The organism is Streptomyces sp. NPDC027663, assembly GCF_055566415.1.
In genome coordinates this window covers 21569-43453 of the sequence record NZ_JBVHSK010000006.1, presented here as the reverse complement: position 1 = coordinate 43453, position 21885 = coordinate 21569, and the positions used below count along the sequence as shown (strand labels likewise).

Sequence of the window (21885 nt, the reverse complement as noted above, 5' to 3'; positions counted from 1 at the left end):
ACAGCGCCGCAACACATGCAGCACAGACAGCAAGGAGCAGGTCATGATCAAGCACATCCCCCACCGCATGACCGAGCGCGGTCCGGCCGGTCTCACCCTGGCCCTGTCCATCGTGTCCGAGCTGCACGTGCCAGTGCCGGCGCCCCGTGCCCCCCGGCCGGCCGTAACACCGGTCCCCCAGCTGATGGGCCTGCGCACCTCCGCCGCCCGCCCGCACCGCCGCAAGGTGCCGCTGCACCGCCTGAACACGGTCCAGGCCTGACCGGGGTGCACACGGGCCAGGCCCGACCATGGTGAACACGGCCAGGCCCGACCGAGGTGAACACGGTCAGGGCCTGACCGGGGTGCACACGGGCCAGGCCCGACCATGGTGAACACGGCCAGGCCCGACCGAGGTGAACACGGTCAGGGCCTGACCGGGGTGACGGGACGGGGAGAGGGACGGCGGTCCGGGCCGCACCGGGCCGCGTGCCCCTCTCCGGCCGCGGGACGTGGCACGCTGAGAGGCGCCCCGACACCACCCCGCCCGCCCGTTCACCGCCCACCGACCGCCCCACACCGACCACCGACCACCGCACCCGACCACCGCACCCGACCACCGCCCACCGCACACCGAGGAATCGCGAGCGATGAGTCCCGCCGAAGGCGACCGTGACACCCAGCGCATCCTGATCGTCGACGACGAGCCGGCCGTACGCGAGGCACTGCAGCGCAGCCTCGCCTTCGAGGGGTACGACACCGAGGTCGCCGTCGACGGCGCGGACGCACTGGAGAAGGCCGCCGCCTATCAGCCGGACCTGGTCGTGCTGGACATCCAGATGCCGCGCATGGACGGCCTGACGGCGGCCCGCCGCATCCGGGGGGCGGGTGACACCCTCCCGATCCTCATGCTCACCGCGCGCGACACCGTCGGCGACCGGGTCACCGGTCTGGACGCGGGCGCCGACGACTATCTGGTCAAGCCCTTCGAACTCGATGAACTCTTCGCCCGCATCCGTGCGCTGCTGCGCCGCAGCTCCTACGCGGCGGCCGTGTCACCCGAGGCCCAGGAGGACGAGGCACTCACCTTCGCCGACCTGCGCATGGACCTCGCGACCCGCGAGGTCACCCGCGGCGGACGGCGGGTGGAGCTGACCCGCACGGAGTTCACCCTGCTGGAGATGTTCATGGCACATCCGCGCCAGGTGCTGACCCGCGAGCAGATCCTGAAGGCGGTGTGGGGCTTCGACTTCGAGCCGTCCTCCAACTCGCTGGACGTCTACGTCATGTACCTGCGCCGCAAGACCGAGGCCGGCGGGGAGCCGCGCCTGGTGCACACCGTGCGGGGCGTCGGGTACGTCCTGCGGCAGGGTGGCGCGGAGTGAAGAAGCTGGTGCGCCGGTACCGGGCGCTGCCGATCCGGGCGCGGCTGGCGGTGCTGGTGGCGGCCGCGGTGGCGTTCGCGGTCGCGGCGGTCTCGGTCACCTGCTGGTTCATCGTGGAACGGAAGCTGTACGACCAGGTCGACAAGGATCTGGAGAAGACGACGCAGCCGCAGCGGGAGGTGAACGTGTCGTCCGCGCTCGCCACCTGCCCGCAGGAGCCCAACGGGGCCGTCCTCGGCGGCCTGCACGCCCACGGCACCTACTATTACCTCCAGTTGGTGAAGCTGGACGGCACCGCCTGTGTGTCGGCCGACTCCGCGGGCCGGGTCAGGACCACCCCTTCCGACATCGCGGTCATCACCCGGGCGAACGCGAGCGACGAGCTGACGATCGACGGCATCCTGCGCGACGGCGTCGACTCCGAGGGCAACAGCGTGCGGGTGCTGACCCAGCCCCTGACCATCACCCAGGGCCCGGGCGTCCGGCCCCAGCTCTACCCGGACACGGCCCTGCAGGTCGCCATACCGCTGAAGGCCACGCACGACACCCTCAAGGACCTCGCCCTGATCCTGCTTCTCGTGTCGGGCATCGGGGTGGTCGGCGCCGGAGCGGCGGGGCTGGCGGTGGCCCGCGCGGGACTGCGGCCGGTCGACAAGCTCACGGAGGCCGTCGAGCACGTGGCGCGGACCGAGGACCTGGGCATCCGCATCCCCGTCGAGGACAGCGAGGACGAGGTGGCTCGTCTCTCGCGGTCCTTCAACTCGATGACCACCGCACTCGCCAGCTCCCGCGAACTGCAACAACAGCTGATCGCGGATGCGGGCCACGAACTCCGCACCCCCCTCACCTCCCTGCGTACCAACATCGAACTCCTCACCCGCAGCGAGGAGACGGGCCGGCCGCTCCCGCCGGCGGACCGCAAGGCGCTGCTCGCCTCGGTGAAGGCGCAGATGACCGAACTGTCCTCGCTCATCGGCGATCTGCAGGAGCTGTCCCGCTCGGAGGGGCAGCGCGGCGAGCGGGTGCAGGTGGTGGCGTTCCACGACACCGCGGAGGCGGCCCTGCGGCGGGCGCGCCTGCGCGGACCGGAGCTGACCATCACGGCGGACCTGGGGCCCTGGTTCGTCCGTGCGGAGCCCTCCGCGCTGGAGCGGGCGATCGTCAACATCCTCGACAACGCGGTGAAGTTCAGCCCCGGGAGCGGCACGGTCGAGGTACGGCTGAGCGCGGGCGTGCTCACGGTCCGCGACCACGGCCCCGGCATCCCCGAGGACGAACTCCCGCACGTCTTCGACCGCTTCTGGCGCTCGCCCGGCGCACGTGCCCTGCCCGGCTCGGGCCTCGGCCTGTCGATCGTGGCGCGTACGGTCCAGCAGGCGGGCGGAGAGGTCACCGTGGCCCCCGCGGAGGAGGGCGGCACGGTGGTGACGGTACGGCTGCCGGGCGCACCGACACCCCCACCGGAAGCACCCACCGGCTGAACCCGCCCCCTCGGCCGAGCGTGCGCACGGGCCTGCCCCTCGGCCAGGCTGGAGCACGGTAACGGGCCGCCCTCGGCCGGGCTCTAGCGTTGCGCCTGGCCCTCGACCGGGCACGGACGTCGAGGCCCGGCCCTCAGTCGGGCTTGGGCATGGTGCGCAGGCGCTCGATCTGGGTGTGGCTGAGGGCGCTCGCCCGGCGCATGTGCCGGATGATCGTCCTCAGCTCGGCGTCCGTGTGGTCCTCCAGGATGGCCTGCCAGCCCTGTCCGAGTTCGTCCCACACCGCGGCGACCCGGGCGACCCGCTCCGGGACCGGGGTGACCAGCACCCGGCGGCGGTCCTGCCGGTCGGGCGTGCGGGCGACGTAGCCCCCGCGTTCCAGCCGGTCCACGAGCCTGGTGGCCGACCCGGTCGTGAGACCGGTCATCTCCGCGATCTGCTTGACGGTGAGCGGCTCCGGCTCGGCCGTGAGCAGGCTCAGGCACTGCACGTCCGTCGGGTGCAGTCCGAGATGGTCGGCGACGGCCTGGTTGAACAGCACGTACGCGGCCAGGTGGCGCCGGGACTCGACGCCCAGTTCCTCGTACAGCCGGGCCCGGTCGGTGTCGGTCACGGCCTCCCCTTCCAGAAAATTGCTGCGCGACGCAGCGATCTATGGGTACTCTGCTGTGCGACGCAGCAAATGCGTCACGCAGCAATACTATCGACCCCGGGGAGACCCATGCTCACCATCGCTGTCACCGGCGCCACCGGCGCCCAGGGCGGAGCCACCGCCCGTGCCGCCCTGGCCGCCGGCCACCACGTCCGTGCCCTCACCCGCCACCCCGGCTCACTCGCCGCCGACGTCCTGCGCGGCCTGGGAGCCGAGGTCCGCCACGCCGACTTCGACGACCGCGCCTCACTCGACACGGCACTCGCCGGCGCCGACGCGCTCTTCGCGGTCACCACACCCTTCGGCACCGACATCGCCACCGAGGTCCGGCAGGGCAAGACCCTCGTCGACGCGGCGGCCGACGCCCGCATCGGCCATCTCGTGTTCACCTCCGCCGCCCACGCCGACCGTGGCACGGGCATCCCGCACTACGAGAGCAAGTGGGCGGTCGAGCAGCACCTGTACGCGTCCGGCCTGCCGTGGACGGTGATCGCCCCGGCGGCCTTCATGGACAACTACGCGAGCGGCTGGACCCTCGACGGACTGCGCGACGGCACCTTCGCCTGGCCCATGCCGGCCGACTGCCCGCTCACCCTGATCCCCGCCGCCGACATCGGCGCCTTCGCCGCGCTGGCCCTGCAGCGCCGGGACGACTTCAGCGGCCTCCGCATCGACATCGCCTCCGACGAGTGCACCCCCGCGCAGCAGGCGTCCGCACTCACCGCCGCCCTCGGCCGCCCGGTCACCCACCAGCAGGTCCCGCTCGAATACGTCCGCAAGCACTCCACCGACCTGGCGGCGATGTTCGCGTACTTCTCCGCAACCGGCCTCGACGTCGACGTGGCCGGCCTGCGTCTGGCCTACCCCGAGGTCGGCTGGCACACCTTCGGCGAGTGGGCCGCCCAGCAGGACTGGTCCGGGCTGCTGAGCCGGGACGCCGAGCGCGGCAGCCTCTCCGGCCGGGGGTGACGACTCCCCGGCAGTCCGCCCCGCAGGAAGGCAGCACCCTCGGCCGCACCTTCCTGACCTGGGCCGGTTCCGTAGGGTGGGCGTCATGCCCGACGATTCCCCTCTGATACACAGCCTGCGTACGGCAGTTGCCGCCGCTCCCGCCGACGTGCCGCTCCGACTGCACCTGGCCGAGCTGCTTCTGAACGCCGGTCAGCCCGAGGCAGCGGTCGCCGAAGTGGCCGTCGCCCTGCAGCACGCACCCGGCGACGCGCAGGCGCGGCAGCTCATGGCCCGGTCCATGGGGATGCCCCAGCAGGCACCGGTCCAGGAGCAGACTCCGGTCCAGCAGGCACCGGCCGGGCAGCAGGCGGCAGCTGGACCGCAGGCTTCCGCCGGGCAGCAGGCACCGGCCGGACCGCAGGCGGCAGCTCCCGGCGGTCGGGCCCGATTCGACTGGCAGGCGGCCGAGCAGCAGGTCGGGGACGTCGTACCGCCGCGGTTCGTCGAGGCGCCGATGCGAGGCGACGGCGGTGACGATCCCGGCGGCGCCGATGCCTGGGACGTGGAGCGGCCCGGGGCGTTGCGGCTCGCCGACGTCGGGGGGATGCAGGAGGTCAAGGACCGGCTGGAGGCCGCGTTCCTCGCGCCGTTGCGCAATCCCGAGCTGCGCCGGCTGTACGGGAAGAGCCTGCGGGGCGGGCTGCTGCTGTACGGACCGCCCGGGTGCGGCAAGACGTTCATCGCGCGGGCCGTCGCCGGGGAACTCGGCGCCTCCTTCCTGTCGGTGTCGGTCAACGACGTGCTCGACATGTGGGTGGGCAACTCCGAGCGCAACATGCACGAGATCTTCCGGACCGCCCGCCGGCAGGCCCCCTGCGTGGTCTTCCTGGACGAGCTGGACGCGCTCGGCGCCAAGCGCAGCCGTACCGCGCACAGCGGGATGCGCAACACCGTCAACCAGCTGCTCACCGAGCTGGACGGGATCGACTCGGCCGCCAACGACGGCGTGTTCGTGCTCGCCGCGACCAACGTGCCCTGGGACGTGGACAACGCGCTGCGGCGGCCGGGGCGGCTGGACCGCACCCTGCTCGTGCTGCCTCCCGACGCGCCCGCACGGGAGGCGATCCTCCGGTACCACCTGCGGGAGCGGCCCATCGAGAACGTCGACGTGGCCAAGCTCGCCAAGGTCACCGACGGGCTCTCGGGGGCCGACCTGGCGCATCTGTGCGAGGCCGCCGCCGAGCGCGCCCTGCTCGAGTCCGCCCGGACCGGCACGGTGCGCATGATCGGCATGACGGACCTGCTGGCCGCGGCCAAAGAGGTCGTCCCCTCCGCCGAGCCGTGGTTCGCCGCCGCCCGGAACGTGGCGATGTTCGCCAACGAGGGCGGCATGTACGACGACCTGATCACCTATCTGAAGAAGCGGCGGAAGCTGTGAGCACCGGACTGCACCCCGCCCTGGAGCGGGCGGACGCCCTGTACGAACTCCGGCGGTACGACGAGGCGAAGGCCGTGCTCGGACAGCTGCTCGCCGAGGATCCGCAGGACGTGGGCGCCTGGGTGCGGCTCGCCCGCTGCCATCTGGCCGCGGAGAACGAGGCGGACCAGGCACTGGAGGCGACCGAGCGGGCGCTGGCCCTGGACCCCGAGCACATCGGCGCCCTCGTCCAGCACGCCCGGGCGCTGCAGGCCGTCGACGGCCGGTTCCTGGAGACCGAGGACGTCTTGCGGGAGGTCATCCGCCTTGCCCCCGAGTACTGGTACGGGTACGCGCTGCTCGGCAACTGGCTGTTCCGCATCCGCTTCCTGCGCCTCACCCGGTCCGGCGGTGAAGCCACCCGCGAGGCGTTCCTGTCCTTCCTGCGGGAGTCGGACGAACTGGCCCGGGAGGCCGTCCGGCTGGCGCCCGAGGAGGTCTTCCCGTACGAGGTGCGGTGGCTGATCGCCGACCTGGCCGGCGACCGGGCGGTGGCCGACCAGATGGACCACGCCATCCTCCGGCTCGATCCGCAGCACCCGGCCGCCCTGGCCCGGCACACCGAGAAGGCCGCCGGCACCCCCGGCGTGAAGGCCGCCGAGGCCGCCGCCCTCTACGCCGACGCCCTCGCCGCCACCCCGGACTCCCCGGCGCTTCAGCAGGGCCTGGACCACGCCTCGTACCGGCTGTTGCGCGGGGTGCGCTGGATCGCGCTGCTCTCGCTGCTGCTCGCCGCCGTGATGCTCGACCTGTGGCCCGAGGACGGTGAGGCCCCGCGCCCGCTGCCCGTCCCGCTCGGGCAACGGCTCTGGTACTTCGTGCCCGTGGGCGCCCTCTGGGCCGTCGGCGCCCTGCTGCGCTACCGCCGGCTGCGCAAGGGCGTCCAGTACAACCTCCGCTCCCTGATCCGGCGCCGCCACTGGCCCCGCATCGTGCTCGGCCAGGCCGCCTGGGCCATGCTGTGCGTGCTGCTGCTCACCCAGGTGCCGTGGACCGAACGTACGATTCCACAGATCGTCTTCTGGGCGGGGCTGGCACCGACGGCGGCCACGATCTGGTTCGACCGGCGGAAGAAGAGCTGACGGAGGGGCAGGACGCGGTGACGGGCGAGGGCGGGGTCGAGCGGGAGTACCGCAGACGCAGGAGTGTGCCCCGTGGCATGTCCTTCGGCATGGGGTTCGTCGTGCTGAGCGGTGTCGTCCAGACGCTCCTGCACCGGGACTCCCTGCCCTGGTGGCTCCCGGTGGCTCTGTCGGCCTGCTATCTCCTGGCCCTCGGGCGCATGGTGCTTCTCCTGCGGCGCGGCTGCACACACGTCGGCTCCCGGGGCGTCACCGTGCGCCGGGCCTGACCGGACGCAGCGTGGCCTGGTCCGCGATCTACGGCATCCGGGCCGAGCCGGTGCCGAACGCCCCTGCGCGGTTTCCTGCTGTGGGTGGTGCTGATGTTCACCATGGCGCATCCGCCCACGCTGCTGCTGTTCCTGTGGCTGCCGCTGGGCGTCTTCGCGCTGCTGGCCGGCCTGCTGCACCGGCACTGGGAGTCCCAGGTGCCGCCGGCCCTGCGGCAGCCCTGAGGCCGCCCGGCCCTGCTGCACCGGCGCCGGAAGCCGCCTCGATGAAATACCCCTGGGACAGACTCCCAGGGGTATTCCGGAACCATCGGGCCGGTCACGCGGGCTTCACCGCGTGACCGTCATCGCACGGATCACTTCACGACCGTGATCCGGTCGGCCTTCGGCGGGGCGATCGGGTCGGCGGCCGACGAGTTCGCCGTCAGGTACTTCTCCAGAGCGCTCAGGTCGTCCGCGCCCACCAGGTCGCCCGTGCCCTGGCCCAGCGTCGGGAAGCCGTCGCCGCCGCCCGCGAGGAAGCTGTTGGTGGCGACGCGGTAGGTGGCCGCGGGGTCGACCGGGGCACCGTTCAGCCGGATGGAGTCGGTGACCACGCGGTCCGCGCCGGACTTGGTGAGGTCCAGGGTGTAGGTGAGGTTCGCGGACGGCTGGAGGATCTTCGGGGCCGCCGCGTTGGCGCCGCTGACCTGCTCCTTGAGCACCTGGATCAGCTGGGCACCGGTGAAGTCCTGGAGGTTCACGGTGTTGGCGAACGGCTGGACCGTGAAGCCCTCGGCGTAGGTGACCACGCCGTCGCCCTCGGCACCCTTGGCCGTGTAGGTCAGGCCGGCCCGGACCCCGCCCGGGTTCATCAGGGCCACGCTGGTCTTCGGGTCCAGTTCACGGCCGTAGGCGAGCTGCGCGTCGGCGATCAGGTCGCCCATCGGGGACTCGGTGCCGGTGTTGTTGATGTCGGCGGAGATGTAGCCGATGGGGCGGTTGCCGATCGGGGCGGCCAGGGTGTTCCACCTGGCGATCAGGTCGGTGATGTCCTGCGCCTTGGGCACGTCCCGGGTGACCACGCGGTTCGCGGACTTCACGGCCGTACGGGCGATGTCGCCGGTGTAGCGGTCGTAGGTCAGCGTGGTGTCGGTGTAGAGGCGGCCGAAGGAGGCGGCCGAGGTGACCATGCGGGGGCGGCCGGACGGGTCCGGGATGTCACAGACGTACGCGCTGTGGGTGTGGCCGGTGACGAGGGCGTCGACGGCCGGCGTGACGTTCTTCGCGATGTCCACGATCGGGCCGGAGACGCCGGAGCCGGCGCCCGCGGAGTCGCAGTCGTAGTTGTAGGAGCCGGAGGCCGGGAAGCCGCCCTCGTGGATCAGGGCCACGATCGACTTGACGCCCTGGCGCTGCAGCACCTTGGCGTACTTGTCGATCGTCTCGACCTCGTCCTTGAACTGCAGGCCCTTGACGCCGTCGGCGGAGACGACGCCTGGGGTGCCCTCGAGCGTGACGCCGATGAAGCCGATCTTGACGTCCTTCTTCTTCCAGACCCAGTACGGCTTCAGGATCGGCTTTCCGGTCTTCTCGTTCAGGACGTTCGCCGCGAGGTACGGGAAGTCGGCGCCCTTGAACTCCTTGTCCGTGTAGCAGCCGTCCGTCGGGTGGCAGCCGCCGTTCTGCAGACGGGCCAGCTCCCGCGCGCCTTCGTCGAACTCGTGGTTGCCGACCGAGGTGACGTCCAGGTCCAGCTCGTTGAGCGCCTCGATGGTGGGCTCGTCGTGGAACAGACCCGACAGCAGCGGAGAGGCGCCGACCATGTCACCGCCGGCCGCGGTGATCGAGTACGGGTGGCCCTGGCGGGCCTGGCGCAGATGGGTGGCGAGGTACTCGGCACCGCCCGCGTCGATCGTCTTGGTCGTGCCGTCCGGCTGCAGTTCGGTGACCCGGCCGGAAGAACCGGACGGGGGCTCCAGGTTGCCGTGCAGGTCGTTGAAGGAGAGCAGCTGGACGTCCTGGTAGCGGCCCGGACGGTGGTGGTCGCTCTCGTGCGCGTCCGCCGGGAGCGCGCTGGTCAGCGCCGCCGCGGTGGCGAGACCGGCGGCGGCGGAGAGAAGGCCGTACGTACGGCGTCTGGTGCGCCGGGACGCGGCTGACATGGGAACCCCCCTGTGGTTCGGCTGTGGTGGCTCGGCGCAGCCTAAAGTCAACGCGCGTAGCGCGACAGGGGGTTCAGGGTTACATCCTGGTTTCCCTTTACCCGTTGCACCGCCGGGCCGGATGCGGACCTCTGCGGCCGGTATGCCGGGACTTCACCCTGGCCGCCCCGTACCCTCGTACGCATGAGCAGCGACGACACCGTACGGGGCTTCCCCGCCCGCTCCATCGAGACCCACTCCGCGCTCACCCCGGACCGGGCCGAGGCCGTGCTGGGCCTGCTCGCCGAGGCCGCCCTGGCCGACGGGCAGCAGCCGGTGTCCGAGCAGGGCCGGCTGCAGCTGCGCGGGGGCAGCCGCGAGGGCGTCTCGCATCTGCTGCTGACCGTCGACGGAGAACTCGTCGGCTACGCCCAGCTGGAGGACACCGACCCGGTGGAGGCGCCGGCCGCCGAACTGGTCGTGCATCCCGGTCACCGCGGGCACGGGCACGGCCGGGCGCTCGGCTCGGCCCTGCTCGCCGCCTCCGGCAAGCGGCTGCGGGTGTGGGCGCACGGCGGGCACCCCGCCGCCCGGCACCTCGCCCAGGTGCTCGGCCTGACCCTGTTCCGCGAACTGCGCCAGATGCGGCGCCCGTTGGCGGGTCTGAAGCAGGCCGAGCCGGTGCTGCCGGAGGGCGTGGGCGTGCGCTCCTTCGTGCCCGGCAAGGACGACACGGCCTGGCTCGCGGTGAACGCCGCCGCCTTCGCCCACCACCCCGAGCAGGGCTCGCTGACCCAGCGGGACCTGGACGACCGCAAGGCCGAGCCGTGGTTCGACCCGGCCGGGTTCTTCCTCGCCGAGCGGCGCGGGGAGCTGATCGGCTTCCACTGGACCAAGGTGCACGCCGCCGAGGGGCTCGGCGAGGTGTACGTCCTCGGGGTGCGGCCCGGTGAGCAGGGCAGCGGGCTCGGCAAGGCGCTCACCACCATCGGGCTGCGCCATCTGGCCGCCCAGCAGCTGCCGACCGCGATGCTCTACGTCGACGCCGACAACAAGGCCGCGGTGTCGGTGTACGAGCGGCTGGGCTTCACGGTCCACGAGACGGACCTGATGTACCGCACCGAAACCTGACATCTGCACACGTGAGGGGCGGCCGGCTTGACGGCCGCCCCTCTCTTGCACCACCCTTTCACTACTCAATTAGTGAAAGGGTGGTTGTTGCGATGGTCGAGTACCGCATCGACCGGCACAGCGGCGTGGCCACCTATGTACAGATCGTCCAGCAGACCAAACAGGCCCTGCGGATGGGCCTGTTGGAGCCGGGGGACCGGCTGCCCACGGCACGCGAGGTGGTGGAGGCCACCGCCATCAACCCGAACACGGTCCTGAAGGCGTACCGCGAGCTGGAACGCGAGGGCCTGGTGGAGGCGCGGCGCGGGCTGGGCACCTTCGTCCGGCAGTCCTTGAGCACCGCCTCCGCCGACTCCCCGCTGCGCACGGAGCTGGAGGAGTGGGCGCAGCGCGCCCGCACCGCCGGTCTCCAGCGCGACGACGTGGCCGCACTCTTCACTGCCGTACTCGACCAGCACTTCCAGGGAGACCCGTCATGAGCAGCGACACGGCGTTGAGGGCCGACGCTCTGGGGAAACGGTTCGGCCGCCGACGGGGGGCGGGCTGGGCCCTGCGGGACTGCTCGTTCCGGCTGCCCGCCGGGCGCGTGTGCGCGGTCGTCGGCCCCAACGGCGCCGGCAAGTCCACCCTGCTGGCCCTGGCCGCCGGGCTCACGGCCCCCACCGAGGGCAGCATGACCGTCCTCGGCACCACCCCGGCCGAGGCCCGCCCGCACGTCGGCTTCGTCGCCCAGGACAAGCCGCTGTACCCGCAGCTCACCATCGCCGACACGCTCCGCATGGGAGCCGACCTCAACCCCGGGCGCTGGGAACCGGCCGTCGCCGAGCAGGTCGTCGCGGGCGGTGACCTCGACCCGAAGGCCCGTGTCCGCTCCCTCTCCGGCGGCCAGCGCACCCGGGTCGCGCTCGCCCTCGCCCTCGGCAAGCGGCCCGAACTGCTGCTCCTGGACGAGCCGATGGCCGACCTCGACCCACTGGCCCGGCACGAGCTGATGGGCACGCTGATGGTCCAGGCCGCCCGGTACGGCACCACCATCGTGATGTCCTCGCACGTCGTCGCCGAGCTGGAGGACTCCTGCGACCACCTGCTGCTGGTCGGCGGCGGCCGGATCCGGCTGGCCGGGGAGATCGACGAGCTGCGCGCCGCCCATCTGCGGGTGACCACCGCCGCCGGCGCCGGCCTCGGCACGCACACGGTGGTGGAGTCCCGGGTCACCGGCCGCCAGGTCACCGCACTGATCCGCCCGGCCGCGCCGGTCCCGGCGGACTGGCGCACCTCCGTGCCCTCACTGGAGGAACTGGTCCTCGCCCACCTGCGCAACCCGGGCGCGCCGAGCCTGCCCGAGGAGAGCGCCGCGTGACCGCCACCCCGACCACCCCGACCACCCCGGCCGCCGGGACCGCCCCGGCCGCCGGCCGGCCCCGCACGGTCCGCTGGCTGCTGCGCGTGCACCGCCCCGCGCTGTACGGCTGGGCCGGCCTCGTCGTCGCCCTGGCCGCCACGCTGCTGTGGCTGCGCGGCCCGCTCACCGACGCCGCCGCCGCGGCCTGGCAGCAGTACGACGCGACCTGCGCACAGGGCGACCCGTGCCGGTACGACCAGGACGCGATCCTGCGCTACAAGGACGTCTACCAGTACACGACCCTCGCCGTCGTGGCGGTGCCGTTCCTGGCCGCCGGCTGGGCAGCGGCCGCCCTGACCGGCCGGGAGCTGGAGACCCGCACGGCATGGCTCGCCTGGTCCCAGGGGGTCTCGCCGCTGCGCCGGCTGGCCGCCCAGCTCACCGTGCCGGCCACCCTGATCGGCGCCGGTACGGGCCTGCTGGTGCTGCTGCACCGTCTGGCATGGTCGGCGGGCGACGGCCGCATCGACACCGCCAAGGACTGGTACGACCCCGCCACCTTCTACACCAACGGCCCGCTGCCCGTCGGTCTGGCGCTGGCCGGTCTCGCCCTCGGCGCCCTCATCGGGCTGCTCCTGGGCCGCTCGCTGCTCGCGCTGTGCACCGCCGTGGTCGCCGAGGCCGTGCTGTGGATCGCCGTCCACATGGCCCTGCCGCACCTGTGGCCGGTCGCCACCAGCGTCACCGGCCGCGAAGGCTTCCCGCACTACACCGGCATCAAGGTCGAGGAGGGCATCGTCACCTCCTACGGCGCCCACCTGCCCACCACGACATGCCTGAGCGACACCGGCGATCTCTGCCTGGCCCTCAACGACAGACGCGGCGCCGTGGGCTTCTACATCGACCACCACCCCCTCTCCCACTACTGGCCGCTCCAGCTGACCGCGACCGGCCTGCTCCTCGCCCTCGCCGCCCTGCTGTCCGCGTCGGCCTTCTGGCTGCTGCGGCACCGGACCACCACCGGGGCCCGTGTCCGCCCCAGGACCGCCGGCTCCCCGCCGGCCACGGCCCGCACCGGAGCCGCCGTATGACCGCCCTCGCCCCCGTCCGCCCGGCCACCCGCCGCACCCTGCTGCGGCTGCACCGCCCGGCCCTGCTCGTCTGGACCGCGTTCGTGCTCCTCGCCGTCGGCGAGCTGCTCTGGGTCCACTACTCCGGCGCACCCCGGGACCGGGCCTGCCTGCGGCCCGGCGGCTGGTGCACCTACACCGCGTTCACCGACACCAACAACGTCATGAACGCCCTCGGCGAGGCCCTCACCTACGCACCCGCCGCGGTGGCCGCCTGGGCCGGGGCCGCGCTGACCGGGCGCGAGCTGGAGTCCGGCACTGCCCGGCTGGCCTGGACCCAGGCCGTCAGCCCGGTCCGCTGGCTGACCGCGAAGCTGACCACGGCCGCGCTGCCACTGCTCACCGGCGGTGCGCTGCTCGCCCTCGTCCACGGCTGGGTCTGGTCCGCCGACCGGGACGTCCTGGTCACCCACTGGACCTGGGACCGCGTCTTCGTCCCGCGCGGCCCGCTGCTGCCCGCGCTCATGCTGTTCGCGCTGGTCACGGGCGCCCTCGCCGGCCTGGCCCTGCGCCGGGCGCTGCCCGCGCTCGCCGTCGCCTGCGCAGTAGCCCTGGCCGTGCGGCTGTGGCTGCGCGAGCTGTGGAAGCCGCTGCGCGGCCCGCTGACCGGCTTCTGGCCGCTGCACCTGGCCGCCACCGGCATGGTCCTCGCCCTGACCGCCCTCTGCGCGGTCGCCGCCTACGCGGTGCTGCGCCGCCGGGCCGCCTGAGGCCCGGACCCCGCCGGCCTGGTTCGTCCCTCCACGGGGGGAGGGACGAACCAGGCCGGCGTTCCCGCTTCCGGAAACCCCCTTCGGGCCGCTCCCCGCTATCCCATACGTCATGTCGCCGTAACCATTGATTCAGCCGGACTTGCGACGCTCACCCAATGAAGCCCGCCGTGCCAGAGCCTTCGCCGCCCCCCGAGGGGCCCGCGGGGAACGGGGCAGTGAAGCTCCCGCCCGCACGTTCCGACGCGCCTGTGTCGCCCGTGGCGCGGAAGAATGGGTTTATGAGTCAGCAAGACACCCAGGCCGAGGTTCAGCACCCCCAGCCCTCCGTGGGCTCCATAGCCGCGCACCGCACGCACACCGTGGCCGCCGCCGTCTCCGATCTCGAACCCGACCTCGACGCGGATCTCGACGCGTACGAGGAGTCCCGGGTCGACGGCATCCCGCTGCCCCAGGGCCGTTTCCTCGACCGGGAGCGCAGCTGGCTCGCCTTCAACGAGCGCGTCCTGGAGCTGGCCGAGGACCCCGACACGCCCCTCCTGGAGCGCGCCAACTTCCTGGCGATCTTCGCCAGCAACCTGGACGAGTTCTTCATGGTCCGGGTGGCCGGCCTGAAGCGCCGGATCGCCACCGGCGTGGCCACCCGCTCCGCCTCCGGCCTGCAGCCGCGCGAGGTCCTGGAGATGATCTGGGCCCGCTCCCGCGAGCTGATGGCCCGGCACGCCGCCTGCTACCACGAGGACGTCGCCCCCGCACTCGCGGAGGAGGGCATCCATCTGGTCCGCTGGAACGAGCTGGCCGAGAAGGAGCAGGCACGGCTCTTCACGCTCTTCCGGCACCAGATCTTCCCGGTCCTCACCCCGCTGGCCGTCGACCCCGCGCACCCCTTCCCGTACATCTCCGGCCTGTCCCTGAACCTGGCCGTCGTCGTACGCAACCCGGTCAGCGGTCACAAGCACTTCGCGCGCGTGAAGGTGCCGCCGCTGCTGTCCCGCTTCCTGGAGAGCAGCCCCGGCCGGTACGTCCCCGTCGAGGACGTCATCGCCGCGCACCTGGAAGAGCTGTTCCCGGGCATGGAGGTGCTCGAGCACCACGCCTTCCGGCTCACCCGCAACGAGGACCTGGAGGTCGAGGAGGACGACGCCGAGAACCTCCTGCAGGCCCTGGAGAAGGAACTCATGCGGCGCCGCTTCGGCCCGCCGGTGCGCCTGGAGGTCGAGGAGTCCATCGACCGCGAGGTGCTGGACCTGCTGGTCCGCGAGCTGAAGATCTCCGAGGCCGAGGTGTACCCGCTGCCGGGCCCGCTCGACCTCACCGGTCTCTTCCGCATCCACAGCCTCGACCGGCAGGAGCTGAAGTACCCGAAGTTCATCGCCGGCACCCACCGTGACCTCGCCGAGGTCGAGTCGGCGTCCGCCCCCGACATCTTCGCGGCCCTGCGCGCCCGGGACGTGCTGCTGCACCACCCGTACGACAGCTTCTCCACCTCCGTGCAGGCCTTCCTGGAGCAGGCGGCGGCCGACCCGGACGTCCTCGCGATCAAGCAGACCCTGTACCGCACCTCCGGCGACTCCCCCATAGTCGACGCGCTCATCGACGCCGCCGAGTCCGGCAAGCAGGTCCTCGTCCTGGTCGAGATCAAGGCCCGCTTCGACGAGCACGCCAACATCAAGTGGGCGCGCAAGCTGGAGGAGGCCGGCTGCCACGTCGTCTACGGCCTGGTCGGCCTGAAGACACACTGCAAGCTGTCCCTGGTGGTCCGCCAGGAGGGCGAGACCCTCCGCCGTTACAGCCACGTCGGCACCGGCAACTACCACCCGAAGACGGCCCGCCTGTACGAGGACCTCGGCCTGCTCACCGCCGACCCCCAGGTCGGCGCGGACCTCTCCGACCTGTTCAACCGCCTGTCCGGCTACTCGCGCCGCGAGACGTACCGCCGGCTGCTCGTCGCCCCCAAGTCCCTGCGGGACGGCCTGGTCGCGCGGATCAACAAGGAGGCCCAGCACCACCGTGCGGGCCGCCCGGCGTTCGTCCGCATCAAGGTCAACTCCATGGTGGACGAGGCGGTCATCGACGCGCTCTACCGGGCCTCCCAGGCCGGCGTGCCGGTCGACATCTGGGTGCGCGGCATCTGCGCCGTCCGCCCGGGGGTCGCGGGCCTGTCGGAGAACATCCGGGTCCGCTCCATCCTCGGCCGCTTCCTCGAGCACTCCCGGGTGTTCGCCTTCGGCAACGGCGGCGAGCCCGAGGTGTGGATCGGCAGTGCCGACATGATGCACCGCAACCTCGACCGACGGATAGAAGCCCTGGTCCGGGTCGTCGACCCAGGCCACCGCGCAGCCCTCAACCGGCTGCTGGACACCGGTATGTCCGACACCACCTCCTCCTGGCACCTCGGCCCCGACGGCGAGTGGACCCGGCACGCGACCGACACCGACGGACAGCCCCTGCGGAACGTCCAGGAGATGCTCATAGACGCCCGGAGGCGCCGGCGTGGCACAGCAACACCTTGACCCGACGGACCCGACGGCCCAGGAGGTGACCGGGGACGCTCTCGCGCGCTACCTGCGCACCCAGGCGACGGAGTTCCTGCGCGCCCTGCGCCTGCACCGGGAGACCGGCGGCAACGGCGGGGGCGCCGCCGCGCGCGGCTACGCGGGCGGCGCGGGGGACAACGGCGTGGAGGAGTCCCTCGACGCGGCCCGTGCCCTGCGCCGCTCGGCCCGCCGCATCAGCGGCAGCCTGCACACGTTCCGCCCCCTCCTCGACTCCGACTGGTCCGAGGAGATGCGCCCCGAACTGGCCTGGCTCTCCGGCACGCTGGGCCTGGAGCACGCGTACGAGGGGCGCCTGGAACGACTGCTGCTGGCGCTGTACCGGCTGTCCGGGGCCGCGGTGCTCCCGGCCCAGACGGTCGGTGCCGTGGCCGCGGGCAGCCGGGCCGGCGCAGCGGCGGCCGTCCCGGTGAAAGCGGCACCCGGGAACTCCGGTGGCCCGTCCCGCGCCGCGGCGACACCGGAACGCGGCAACCTCACCGTGGGCGCGGCCAAGGCAGGCGCCCTGCTCGAACGCCAGTTGACGCTGGCCCGGACCCGCGCCCACTCCACGGCGCTGCAGGCCCTCGGCTCCTCCCGCTTCCACGCCGTGGCCGACAAGGTCGCCGTACTCGCCAGCGAGGTGCCGCTCACCGCCGCCGCCTCCACGACCGCCCTCCGCCCGCTCGCCGGCGCGGCCGAGGAGCGCCTCACGGACGCCGTCGCCGCGCTGCCCCTGGTCGTCGCCGGCAGCCCCTACAACGCGGAGGCCCTGGTCCACGGCCTGTCCCCGGACCCGTCCCCGCACCCCCAGGACGGTCCCTGGCACCAGGTCCGCCTGCTGCTGCGCCTGCACCGGTACGCCCGGGAGGTGCTGCACGGTGAAACACCCGTGGACGCACGGCTGCTGACGGCGGGCCAGGCGCTGAACCGGCACCGGGACGCCTCCGAGGCGGCAGCGGCCGCGGCACAGGCGGCACGCACCCCCCGGATCGCCCCGGCGACGGCGTACGCGCTCGGCGTGCTCCACGCCGACCAGCGGCACGAGGTGGAGGCGGCCAGGTTCGCGTTCCAGCAGGCCTGGCAGAAGCAGACCGTCAACGCGCCCTGAACCCACGAGGAGGCCATGTGAACGACACCGTGGTCCAGGCGGCCGGCTGCGTGCTGTGGCGCCGCTCGCCGGTCGCCGGTGCCCTGGAGATCTGCCTGGTCCACCGGCCGAAGTACGACGACTGGTCCCACCCCAAGGGCAAGCTCAAGCGGGGTGAGGACGCGCTCGCCGGTGCGCTGCGCGAGGTCGCCGAGGAGACCGGCTACACGGCCGAGCCCGGCGGCGAGCTGCCGACGGTGCGCTATTCGGCCAATGGCCGCCCGAAGCAGGTGCGTTACTGGGCGGCACGGGCGGTTTCCGGCCACTTCACGCCGAACGCCGAGGTGGACCGCATCCTGTGGCTCTCCCCCGGAGCGGCCCGTGCCCGTCTCACCCAGCTCCGCGACCGGGAGCTGGTGGACGCCCTGGGCCGGCCGGCCGACCGCATGGAGCGGCAGGGCTGACCGGCGGGGCCGAGCCCCTCAGGGGGCCGCCCTGTGTCCTTCCGCGTCCGTGCGGGCCTGACTGCGGGCCCGCCGTGCGGGCCCGCGCCAGCCGCAGCTGCAGCGGGCCACACAGAAGCGGCCCTGCTCATCGGTCGTCGTGAGATGTTCCTGTCCGGCCCTGTCGGCTTCCCGCCCGGCTCTGTCGTGATGCTGCCCGGCCGTTCCGTGATGCTGCCCGGCCCTGCCAGGCTCCGGCCCGTCCTGCTCCGCCGCGGTGACTGCCACGCGACAACGTTACCCAGCCCCCCGCCGAAGCGTTTCGCCGGCTCCCGCCCGCTCCAGCGGCGCGTGACGGCACCTCCTACCCGTCGTTAACCGGACGACGGGGGCCCGTGACGGACACACCGGCTGGGGGTAGGCAGGCGATGGAGCGGTGGCAGCACAGGCGCGCGGGCGGAACGATCGTCGCGATGGGCATCCTGCTCGGCCTCGGGACGGGCGCCACGGGCTGTTCCGGCGGTGGCGCCGCCGCCGAGGACGTCAAGGGCGGGGGTGACCCCGTCGCCGCCCTGCACCGGGCCGCCGACACGCTGCGCGGCGCGGGCACCTCCAAGGCAGGCACGTCGATGGAGATGGCCACCGGCGGCACCCGGGTCACCATCCGCGGCAGGGGCGTCTACGACTACCGGCGCCGTCTCGGCCGGCTCACCGTGATGCTGCCCGAGGACCCGACCGGCACCTCCGAGCACCGGCCCATCACCGAACTCCTCGCCCCCGGCGCCCTGTACATGAAGAACCGCGGCGCGGGCGTGCCCGCCGACAAATGGGTGCGGGTGGACACCGCCACGCTGTCCGACGGCAATCTGGTCACGGGCGGCGCGACCGACCCGTACGCGGCGGCCGAGGTGCTGCGCGGGACACGGGAGGCGACCTTCGTCGGCCGCACCGAGGTCGCCGGGACGCCCGTCCGGCACTACCGGGGCACGGCCGACCTGACCCGTGCGGCCCGGTACGCCTCGGCCGGCGACAAGGAGTCCCTGGCCGCGGCGGCGAAAGGGTTCGCCACGGCCGAGGTGCCGTTCGACGCCTACCTGGACGACCAGGGCCGCATCCGCAAGCTCCGGCAGCGCTTCAGCTTCGTCAACGGCCGCCAGAAAGCCACCGTGGCCGTCGCCTCGACCATGCTGCTGTACGACTTCGGCATCCCCGCCGACGTGCGGCTGCCGGCTCCCGCGGACATCTACGCGGGCCGGATCGCCGGGGACGACACCGCCGACGACACCGGAAACCGGCCAGAGCACTAGTCCGGGACGCCACCCCGTAAGTAGCCCGTCCGTGCCATGCGCGGCGTGTAGACCGCTCCCTACTCTAGGGAGTGGGTGACGGCAGAGAAGAGGTGAGGCGGGTGGCTCCGGTCGGCGGTACGGCGGTGCAGGACCACGTGGCCCTCGCCGAGATCGAGCTGTGCGGAGAGCTGATCATCGCGGCCTCCGCCGCCGAGGACCGGCTCAGCCTGGAGAGCATCGACGAGGTTCTGCGGGTGGCGAAGGAACGCGATCCGGCCTGACCCCGGCCGGGCCCGTCACCGGAAGCCGCAGGGCCCGGGTACGACTCGGTACCGGACAGACCGGGCACCGCTCGATACCGGACATGCCGGGTACGGCTCGGCGCCTGACAGCTCGGGTCCGGCTCAGGTGCGGAGCAGGCGGCCGATCGCCTTCGTCGCCTCGTCCACCTTCGCATCGATCTCGTCGCCGCCCTTGAGGGCCGCGTCCGCGACGCAGTGCCGCAGATGCTCCTCCAGCAGCTGCAGCGCGAACGACTGCAGGGCCTTGGTGGAGGCGGAGACCTGCGTGAGTATGTCGATGCAGTAGGTGTCTTCCTCGACCATCCGCTGCAGCCCGCGGATCTGCCCCTCGATCCGGCGCAGTCGCTTGAGGTGCTCGTCCTTCTGCTTGTGGTAGCCGTGCGTGGCGCCGGCCTCGGTCGTCGTCATCGCGGGCCTCCGTCGTGGGACGAGCTGTGGACACAATCCGGGATACATACCCCTGGTGGGTATATGGTAACCAACTTCGCGGGGTAAGGAGCCCTTGGTACGCCCCCGTGCTGATCACTCTGCACGATGGGCGACACTGGGATGCGGCCCGATAGCCGTGGCCGGATGATGCGCCTAGCATCAGCCTGACCGAAACCGAAGCACCCCGAGGACCCCACGTGCGCTTTCGTCTGACCCCCAGGGAGACGAGCTTCTACGACATGTTCGCCGCATCCGCGGACAACATCGTCACCGGCTCGAAACTCCTGATGGAACTGCTCGGGGCGGACGCGTCTGCCCGGGCCGAGATCGCAGAGCGTATGCGGGCCGCGGAACACGCAGGTGACGACGCCACGCACGCGATCTTCCACCAGCTGAACTCCTCGTTCATCACGCCGTTCGACCGCGAGGACATCTACTCCCTCGCCAGTTCCCTCGACGACATCATGGACTTCATGGAAGAGGCCGTCGACCTGGTCGTCCTCTACAACGTCGAGGAACTGCCGAAGGGCGTCGAGCAGCAGATCGAGGTGCTGGCGAGGGCGGCCGAGCTGACCGCGGAGGCCATGCCGCACCTGCGCACCCTGGACAACCTCACCGAGTACTGGATCGAGGTCAACCGGCTGGAGAACCAGGCGGACCAGATCCACCGCAAGCTGCTGGCCCACCTCTTCAACGGCAAGTACGACGCGATCGAGGTGCTCAAGCTCAAGCAGATCGTGGACGTCCTCGAAGAGGCGGCGGACGCGTTCGAACACGTGGCGAACACGGTGGAGACCATCGCCGTCAAGGAGTCCTGAGGCGTCGATGGACACCTTCGCCCTGGTCGTGACCATCGCGGTCGCGCTCTTCTTCACGTACACGAACGGTTTCCACGACTCGGCGAACGCCATCGCGACGTCGGTGTCGACACGGGCGCTGACCCCGCGGGCGGCCCTCGCCATGGCCGCGGTGATGAACCTGGCCGGTGCCTTCCTGGGCTCCGGGGTCGCCAAGACGGTCAGCGAGGGTCTGATCGAGACGCCCAAGGGCTCCGCGGGCATGGGCATCCTGTTCGCGGCGCTGGTCGGCGCGATCGTCTGGAACCTGGTCACCTGGTACTTCGGCCTGCCGTCCTCCTCCTCCCACGCCCTGTTCGGCGGCTTGGTGGGCGCGGCGATGGCGGGCGGCACGAACGTGCTCTGGCACGGGGTCATCGAGAAGGTCATCATCCCGATGTTCGTGTCCCCGGTCGTGGGCCTGATCGTCGGCTACCTCGTCATGACGGCGATCATGTGGCTGTTCCGCCGGTCCAACCCGCACAAGGCCAAGCGCGGCTTCCGCATCGCCCAGACCGTCTCGGCCGCCGGCATGGCGCTGGGCCACGGTCTCCAGGACGCCCAGAAGACGATGGGTGTCGTGGTCCTGGCCCTGGTCATCTCCGGCCATGAGACCTTCGGCGACCCGATCCCGGTCTGGGTCAAGATCGTCTGCGCGGTGATGCTGTCCCTGGGCACGTACGCCGGTGGCTGGCGGATCATGCGCACCCTGGGCCGCAAGATCATCGAGCTTGACCCGCCGCAGGGGTTCGCGGCGGAGGCGACCGGCGCGTCGATCATGTTCACGACCGCGTTCATCTTCAAGGCGCCGATCTCCACGACCCACGTCATCACCTCGGCGATCATGGGCGTGGGCGCCACCAAGCGGGTCAACGCCGTCCGCTGGGGCGTCGCCAAGAACATCGTCCTCGGCTGGTTCATCACGATGCCGGCCGCAGCACTGGTGGCGGCGGCAGCCTTCGGCGTGGTCCACCTCGTGGCTCTCTAGACACCCCGCCGCCCCCTCACGCCCACCCTCTCCGCCGGCCACAGAGCCGACAGGGGGTGGGCGTACGTGCAGCCGGACGTCACCGCACCCCGCTTCCCCGCCGCAACGGGCGCTCGGCCGCCGCGACGGCGTACGGCGGCACCGGAGCAACCGCACCTCCCCCGCACCCCCGCCGGCACCTCCCCCGCACCGCCACCCCCGCCGGCACCTCACCCGGACCTCGCCTCCCGGCGGACCGGGCCGTGGGGTGCACGGGGCCTTC

The 21885-nt window shown here is 72.3% G+C and carries 23 protein-coding genes; 20 read left to right on the top strand and 3 right to left on the bottom strand.

Annotated elements, in window-relative coordinates; all coding sequences use genetic code 11:
* Positions 1–43 precede the first annotated feature (43 nt).
* From ACZ4SF_RS17960 to ACZ4SF_RS17950, 3 genes are all read left to right on the top strand, one after another.
* Positions 44–262 (top strand): hypothetical protein, encoded by a 219-nt coding sequence (locus ACZ4SF_RS17960; RefSeq protein ID WP_468384978.1) that lies wholly within the window; start codon positions 44–46, stop codon positions 260–262.
* A 367-nt stretch (positions 263–629) separates the two neighbouring features.
* Positions 630–1364 carry a response regulator transcription factor gene (locus tag ACZ4SF_RS17955; RefSeq protein WP_468384975.1) on the top strand — a complete coding sequence of 245 codons (735 nt, stop codon included), beginning with the start codon at positions 630–632 and terminating at the stop codon, positions 1362–1364.
* The gene (locus ACZ4SF_RS17950; RefSeq protein ID WP_468384972.1) at positions 1361–2845 is read left to right on the top strand and encodes a sensor histidine kinase; all 1485 of its coding nucleotides are present in this window, start codon (positions 1361–1363) and stop codon (positions 2843–2845) included. Before ACZ4SF_RS17955 ends, ACZ4SF_RS17950 begins: the two co-directional genes overlap by 4 nt.
* A gap of 133 nt (positions 2846–2978) precedes the next feature.
* Here the strand turns inward: ACZ4SF_RS17950 and ACZ4SF_RS17945 are convergent, their stop codons facing one another.
* Positions 2979–3458, bottom strand: coding sequence for a MarR family winged helix-turn-helix transcriptional regulator (locus ACZ4SF_RS17945; protein ID WP_468384969.1), 480 nt, complete (start codon positions 3456–3458; stop codon positions 2979–2981).
* 108 nt (positions 3459–3566) lie between these two features.
* Between ACZ4SF_RS17945 and ACZ4SF_RS17940 the strand changes: the two genes are divergently transcribed.
* The 5 genes from ACZ4SF_RS17940 (at position 3567) to ACZ4SF_RS17920 (ending at position 7501) form a co-directional block, all read left to right on the top strand.
* Positions 3567–4466, top strand: a complete 900-nt coding sequence (locus tag ACZ4SF_RS17940) for an NmrA/HSCARG family protein (RefSeq protein WP_468384967.1) — start codon at positions 3567–3569, stop codon at positions 4464–4466.
* Positions 4467–4551: 85 nt separating this feature from the next.
* The gene (locus ACZ4SF_RS17935) at positions 4552–5886 is read left to right on the top strand and encodes an ATP-binding protein (protein ID WP_468384964.1); all 1335 of its coding nucleotides are present in this window, start codon (positions 4552–4554) and stop codon (positions 5884–5886) included.
* Positions 5883–7007 carry a tetratricopeptide repeat protein gene (locus ACZ4SF_RS17930; protein WP_468384961.1) on the top strand — a complete coding sequence of 375 codons (1125 nt, stop codon included), beginning with the start codon at positions 5883–5885 and terminating at the stop codon, positions 7005–7007. The genes ACZ4SF_RS17935 and ACZ4SF_RS17930 overlap by 4 nt, the downstream gene beginning before the upstream one ends.
* Positions 7008–7084: 77 nt before the next feature.
* Entirely contained in the window at positions 7085–7276 is a 192-nt protein-coding gene (locus ACZ4SF_RS17925; protein WP_468384958.1) for a hypothetical protein, read from the top strand.
* 84 nt (positions 7277–7360) lie between these two features.
* The gene (locus ACZ4SF_RS17920) at positions 7361–7501 is read left to right on the top strand and encodes a hypothetical protein (RefSeq protein WP_468384956.1); all 141 of its coding nucleotides are present in this window, start codon (positions 7361–7363) and stop codon (positions 7499–7501) included.
* Positions 7502–7632: 131 nt separating this feature from the next.
* On the opposite strand, the gene ACZ4SF_RS17915 is transcribed toward ACZ4SF_RS17920, so the two are convergent.
* Entirely contained in the window at positions 7633–9420 is a 1788-nt protein-coding gene (locus tag ACZ4SF_RS17915; RefSeq protein WP_468384954.1) for a bifunctional metallophosphatase/5'-nucleotidase, read from the bottom strand.
* Between the two features lie 183 nt (positions 9421–9603).
* On the opposite strand from ACZ4SF_RS17915, the gene mshD reads away from it, so the two are divergent.
* From mshD to ACZ4SF_RS17865, 10 genes are all read left to right on the top strand, one after another.
* A complete protein-coding gene (mshD, locus tag ACZ4SF_RS17910; RefSeq protein WP_468384951.1) occupies positions 9604–10530 on the top strand; it encodes a mycothiol synthase in 927 nt (308 codons plus the stop codon).
* Positions 10531–10622: 92 nt separating this feature from the next.
* A complete protein-coding gene (locus ACZ4SF_RS17905) occupies positions 10623–11009 on the top strand; it encodes a GntR family transcriptional regulator (protein WP_468384948.1) in 387 nt (128 codons plus the stop codon).
* Positions 11006–11890 (top strand): ABC transporter ATP-binding protein, encoded by an 885-nt coding sequence (locus tag ACZ4SF_RS17900; RefSeq protein ID WP_468384945.1) that lies wholly within the window; start codon positions 11006–11008, stop codon positions 11888–11890. Before ACZ4SF_RS17905 ends, ACZ4SF_RS17900 begins: the two co-directional genes overlap by 4 nt.
* Positions 11887–12963 (top strand): ABC transporter permease, encoded by a 1077-nt coding sequence (locus tag ACZ4SF_RS17895; protein WP_468384942.1) that lies wholly within the window; start codon positions 11887–11889, stop codon positions 12961–12963. Before ACZ4SF_RS17900 ends, ACZ4SF_RS17895 begins: the two co-directional genes overlap by 4 nt.
* A complete protein-coding gene (locus ACZ4SF_RS17890; RefSeq protein ID WP_468384939.1) occupies positions 12960–13712 on the top strand; it encodes a hypothetical protein in 753 nt (250 codons plus the stop codon). The genes ACZ4SF_RS17895 and ACZ4SF_RS17890 overlap by 4 nt, the downstream gene beginning before the upstream one ends.
* Before the next feature lie 158 nt (positions 13713–13870).
* Entirely contained in the window at positions 13871–16225 is a 2355-nt protein-coding gene (locus ACZ4SF_RS17885) for an RNA degradosome polyphosphate kinase (RefSeq protein WP_468384937.1), read from the top strand.
* Entirely contained in the window at positions 16206–17357 is a 1152-nt protein-coding gene (locus tag ACZ4SF_RS17880) for a CHAD domain-containing protein (protein ID WP_468384934.1), read from the top strand. Before ACZ4SF_RS17885 ends, ACZ4SF_RS17880 begins: the two co-directional genes overlap by 20 nt.
* A gap of 17 nt (positions 17358–17374) precedes the next feature.
* A complete protein-coding gene (locus ACZ4SF_RS17875) occupies positions 17375–17800 on the top strand; it encodes an NUDIX hydrolase (RefSeq protein WP_468384932.1) in 426 nt (141 codons plus the stop codon).
* Between the two features lie 407 nt (positions 17801–18207).
* The gene (locus ACZ4SF_RS17870) at positions 18208–19086 is read left to right on the top strand and encodes an SCO4651 family lipoprotein (RefSeq protein ID WP_468384931.1); all 879 of its coding nucleotides are present in this window, start codon (positions 18208–18210) and stop codon (positions 19084–19086) included.
* A gap of 101 nt (positions 19087–19187) precedes the next feature.
* Positions 19188–19349: a hypothetical protein gene (locus ACZ4SF_RS17865; RefSeq protein WP_356818184.1), complete on the top strand. Its 162-nt coding sequence runs from the start codon at positions 19188–19190 to the stop codon at positions 19347–19349.
* Positions 19350–19472: 123 nt separating this feature from the next.
* Here the strand turns inward: ACZ4SF_RS17865 and ACZ4SF_RS17860 are convergent, their stop codons facing one another.
* The gene (locus ACZ4SF_RS17860) at positions 19473–19778 is read right to left on the bottom strand and encodes a metal-sensitive transcriptional regulator (protein WP_073901267.1); all 306 of its coding nucleotides are present in this window, start codon (positions 19776–19778) and stop codon (positions 19473–19475) included.
* A gap of 218 nt (positions 19779–19996) precedes the next feature.
* Between ACZ4SF_RS17860 and ACZ4SF_RS17855 the strand changes: the two genes are divergently transcribed.
* Positions 19997–20617, top strand: coding sequence for a DUF47 domain-containing protein (locus tag ACZ4SF_RS17855; protein ID WP_053759661.1), 621 nt, complete (start codon positions 19997–19999; stop codon positions 20615–20617).
* 7 nt (positions 20618–20624) lie between these two features.
* The gene (locus ACZ4SF_RS17850; protein WP_468384927.1) at positions 20625–21623 is read left to right on the top strand and encodes an inorganic phosphate transporter; all 999 of its coding nucleotides are present in this window, start codon (positions 20625–20627) and stop codon (positions 21621–21623) included.
* The last annotated feature ends 262 nt before the right edge of the window (positions 21624–21885 follow it).

Coding starts and splice junctions, on each gene's coding strand:
- ACZ4SF_RS17960 (WP_468384978.1), top strand. CDS start 44: ATGATCAAGCACATCCCCCACCGCATGACCGAGCGCGGTCCGGCCGGT.
- ACZ4SF_RS17885 (WP_468384937.1), top strand. CDS start 13,871: ATGAAGCCCGCCGTGCCAGAGCCTTCGCCGCCCCCCGAGGGGCCCGCG.
- ACZ4SF_RS17850 (WP_468384927.1), top strand. CDS start 20,625: ATGGACACCTTCGCCCTGGTCGTGACCATCGCGGTCGCGCTCTTCTTC.
- ACZ4SF_RS17955 (WP_468384975.1), top strand. CDS start 630: ATGAGTCCCGCCGAAGGCGACCGTGACACCCAGCGCATCCTGATCGTC.
- mshD (WP_468384951.1), top strand. CDS start 9,604: ATGAGCAGCGACGACACCGTACGGGGCTTCCCCGCCCGCTCCATCGAG.
- ACZ4SF_RS17900 (WP_468384945.1), top strand. CDS start 11,006: ATGAGCAGCGACACGGCGTTGAGGGCCGACGCTCTGGGGAAACGGTTC.
- ACZ4SF_RS17870 (WP_468384931.1), top strand. CDS start 18,208: ATGGAGCGGTGGCAGCACAGGCGCGCGGGCGGAACGATCGTCGCGATG.
- ACZ4SF_RS17890 (WP_468384939.1), top strand. CDS start 12,960: ATGACCGCCCTCGCCCCCGTCCGCCCGGCCACCCGCCGCACCCTGCTG.
- ACZ4SF_RS17935 (WP_468384964.1), top strand. CDS start 4,552: ATGCCCGACGATTCCCCTCTGATACACAGCCTGCGTACGGCAGTTGCC.
- ACZ4SF_RS17940 (WP_468384967.1), top strand. CDS start 3,567: ATGCTCACCATCGCTGTCACCGGCGCCACCGGCGCCCAGGGCGGAGCC.
- ACZ4SF_RS17915 (WP_468384954.1), bottom strand. CDS start 9,420: ATGTCAGCCGCGTCCCGGCGCACCAGACGCCGTACGTACGGCCTTCTC.
- ACZ4SF_RS17925 (WP_468384958.1), top strand. CDS start 7,085: ATGTCCTTCGGCATGGGGTTCGTCGTGCTGAGCGGTGTCGTCCAGACG.
- ACZ4SF_RS17860 (WP_073901267.1), bottom strand. CDS start 19,778: ATGACGACGACCGAGGCCGGCGCCACGCACGGCTACCACAAGCAGAAG.
- ACZ4SF_RS17905 (WP_468384948.1), top strand. CDS start 10,623: ATGGTCGAGTACCGCATCGACCGGCACAGCGGCGTGGCCACCTATGTA.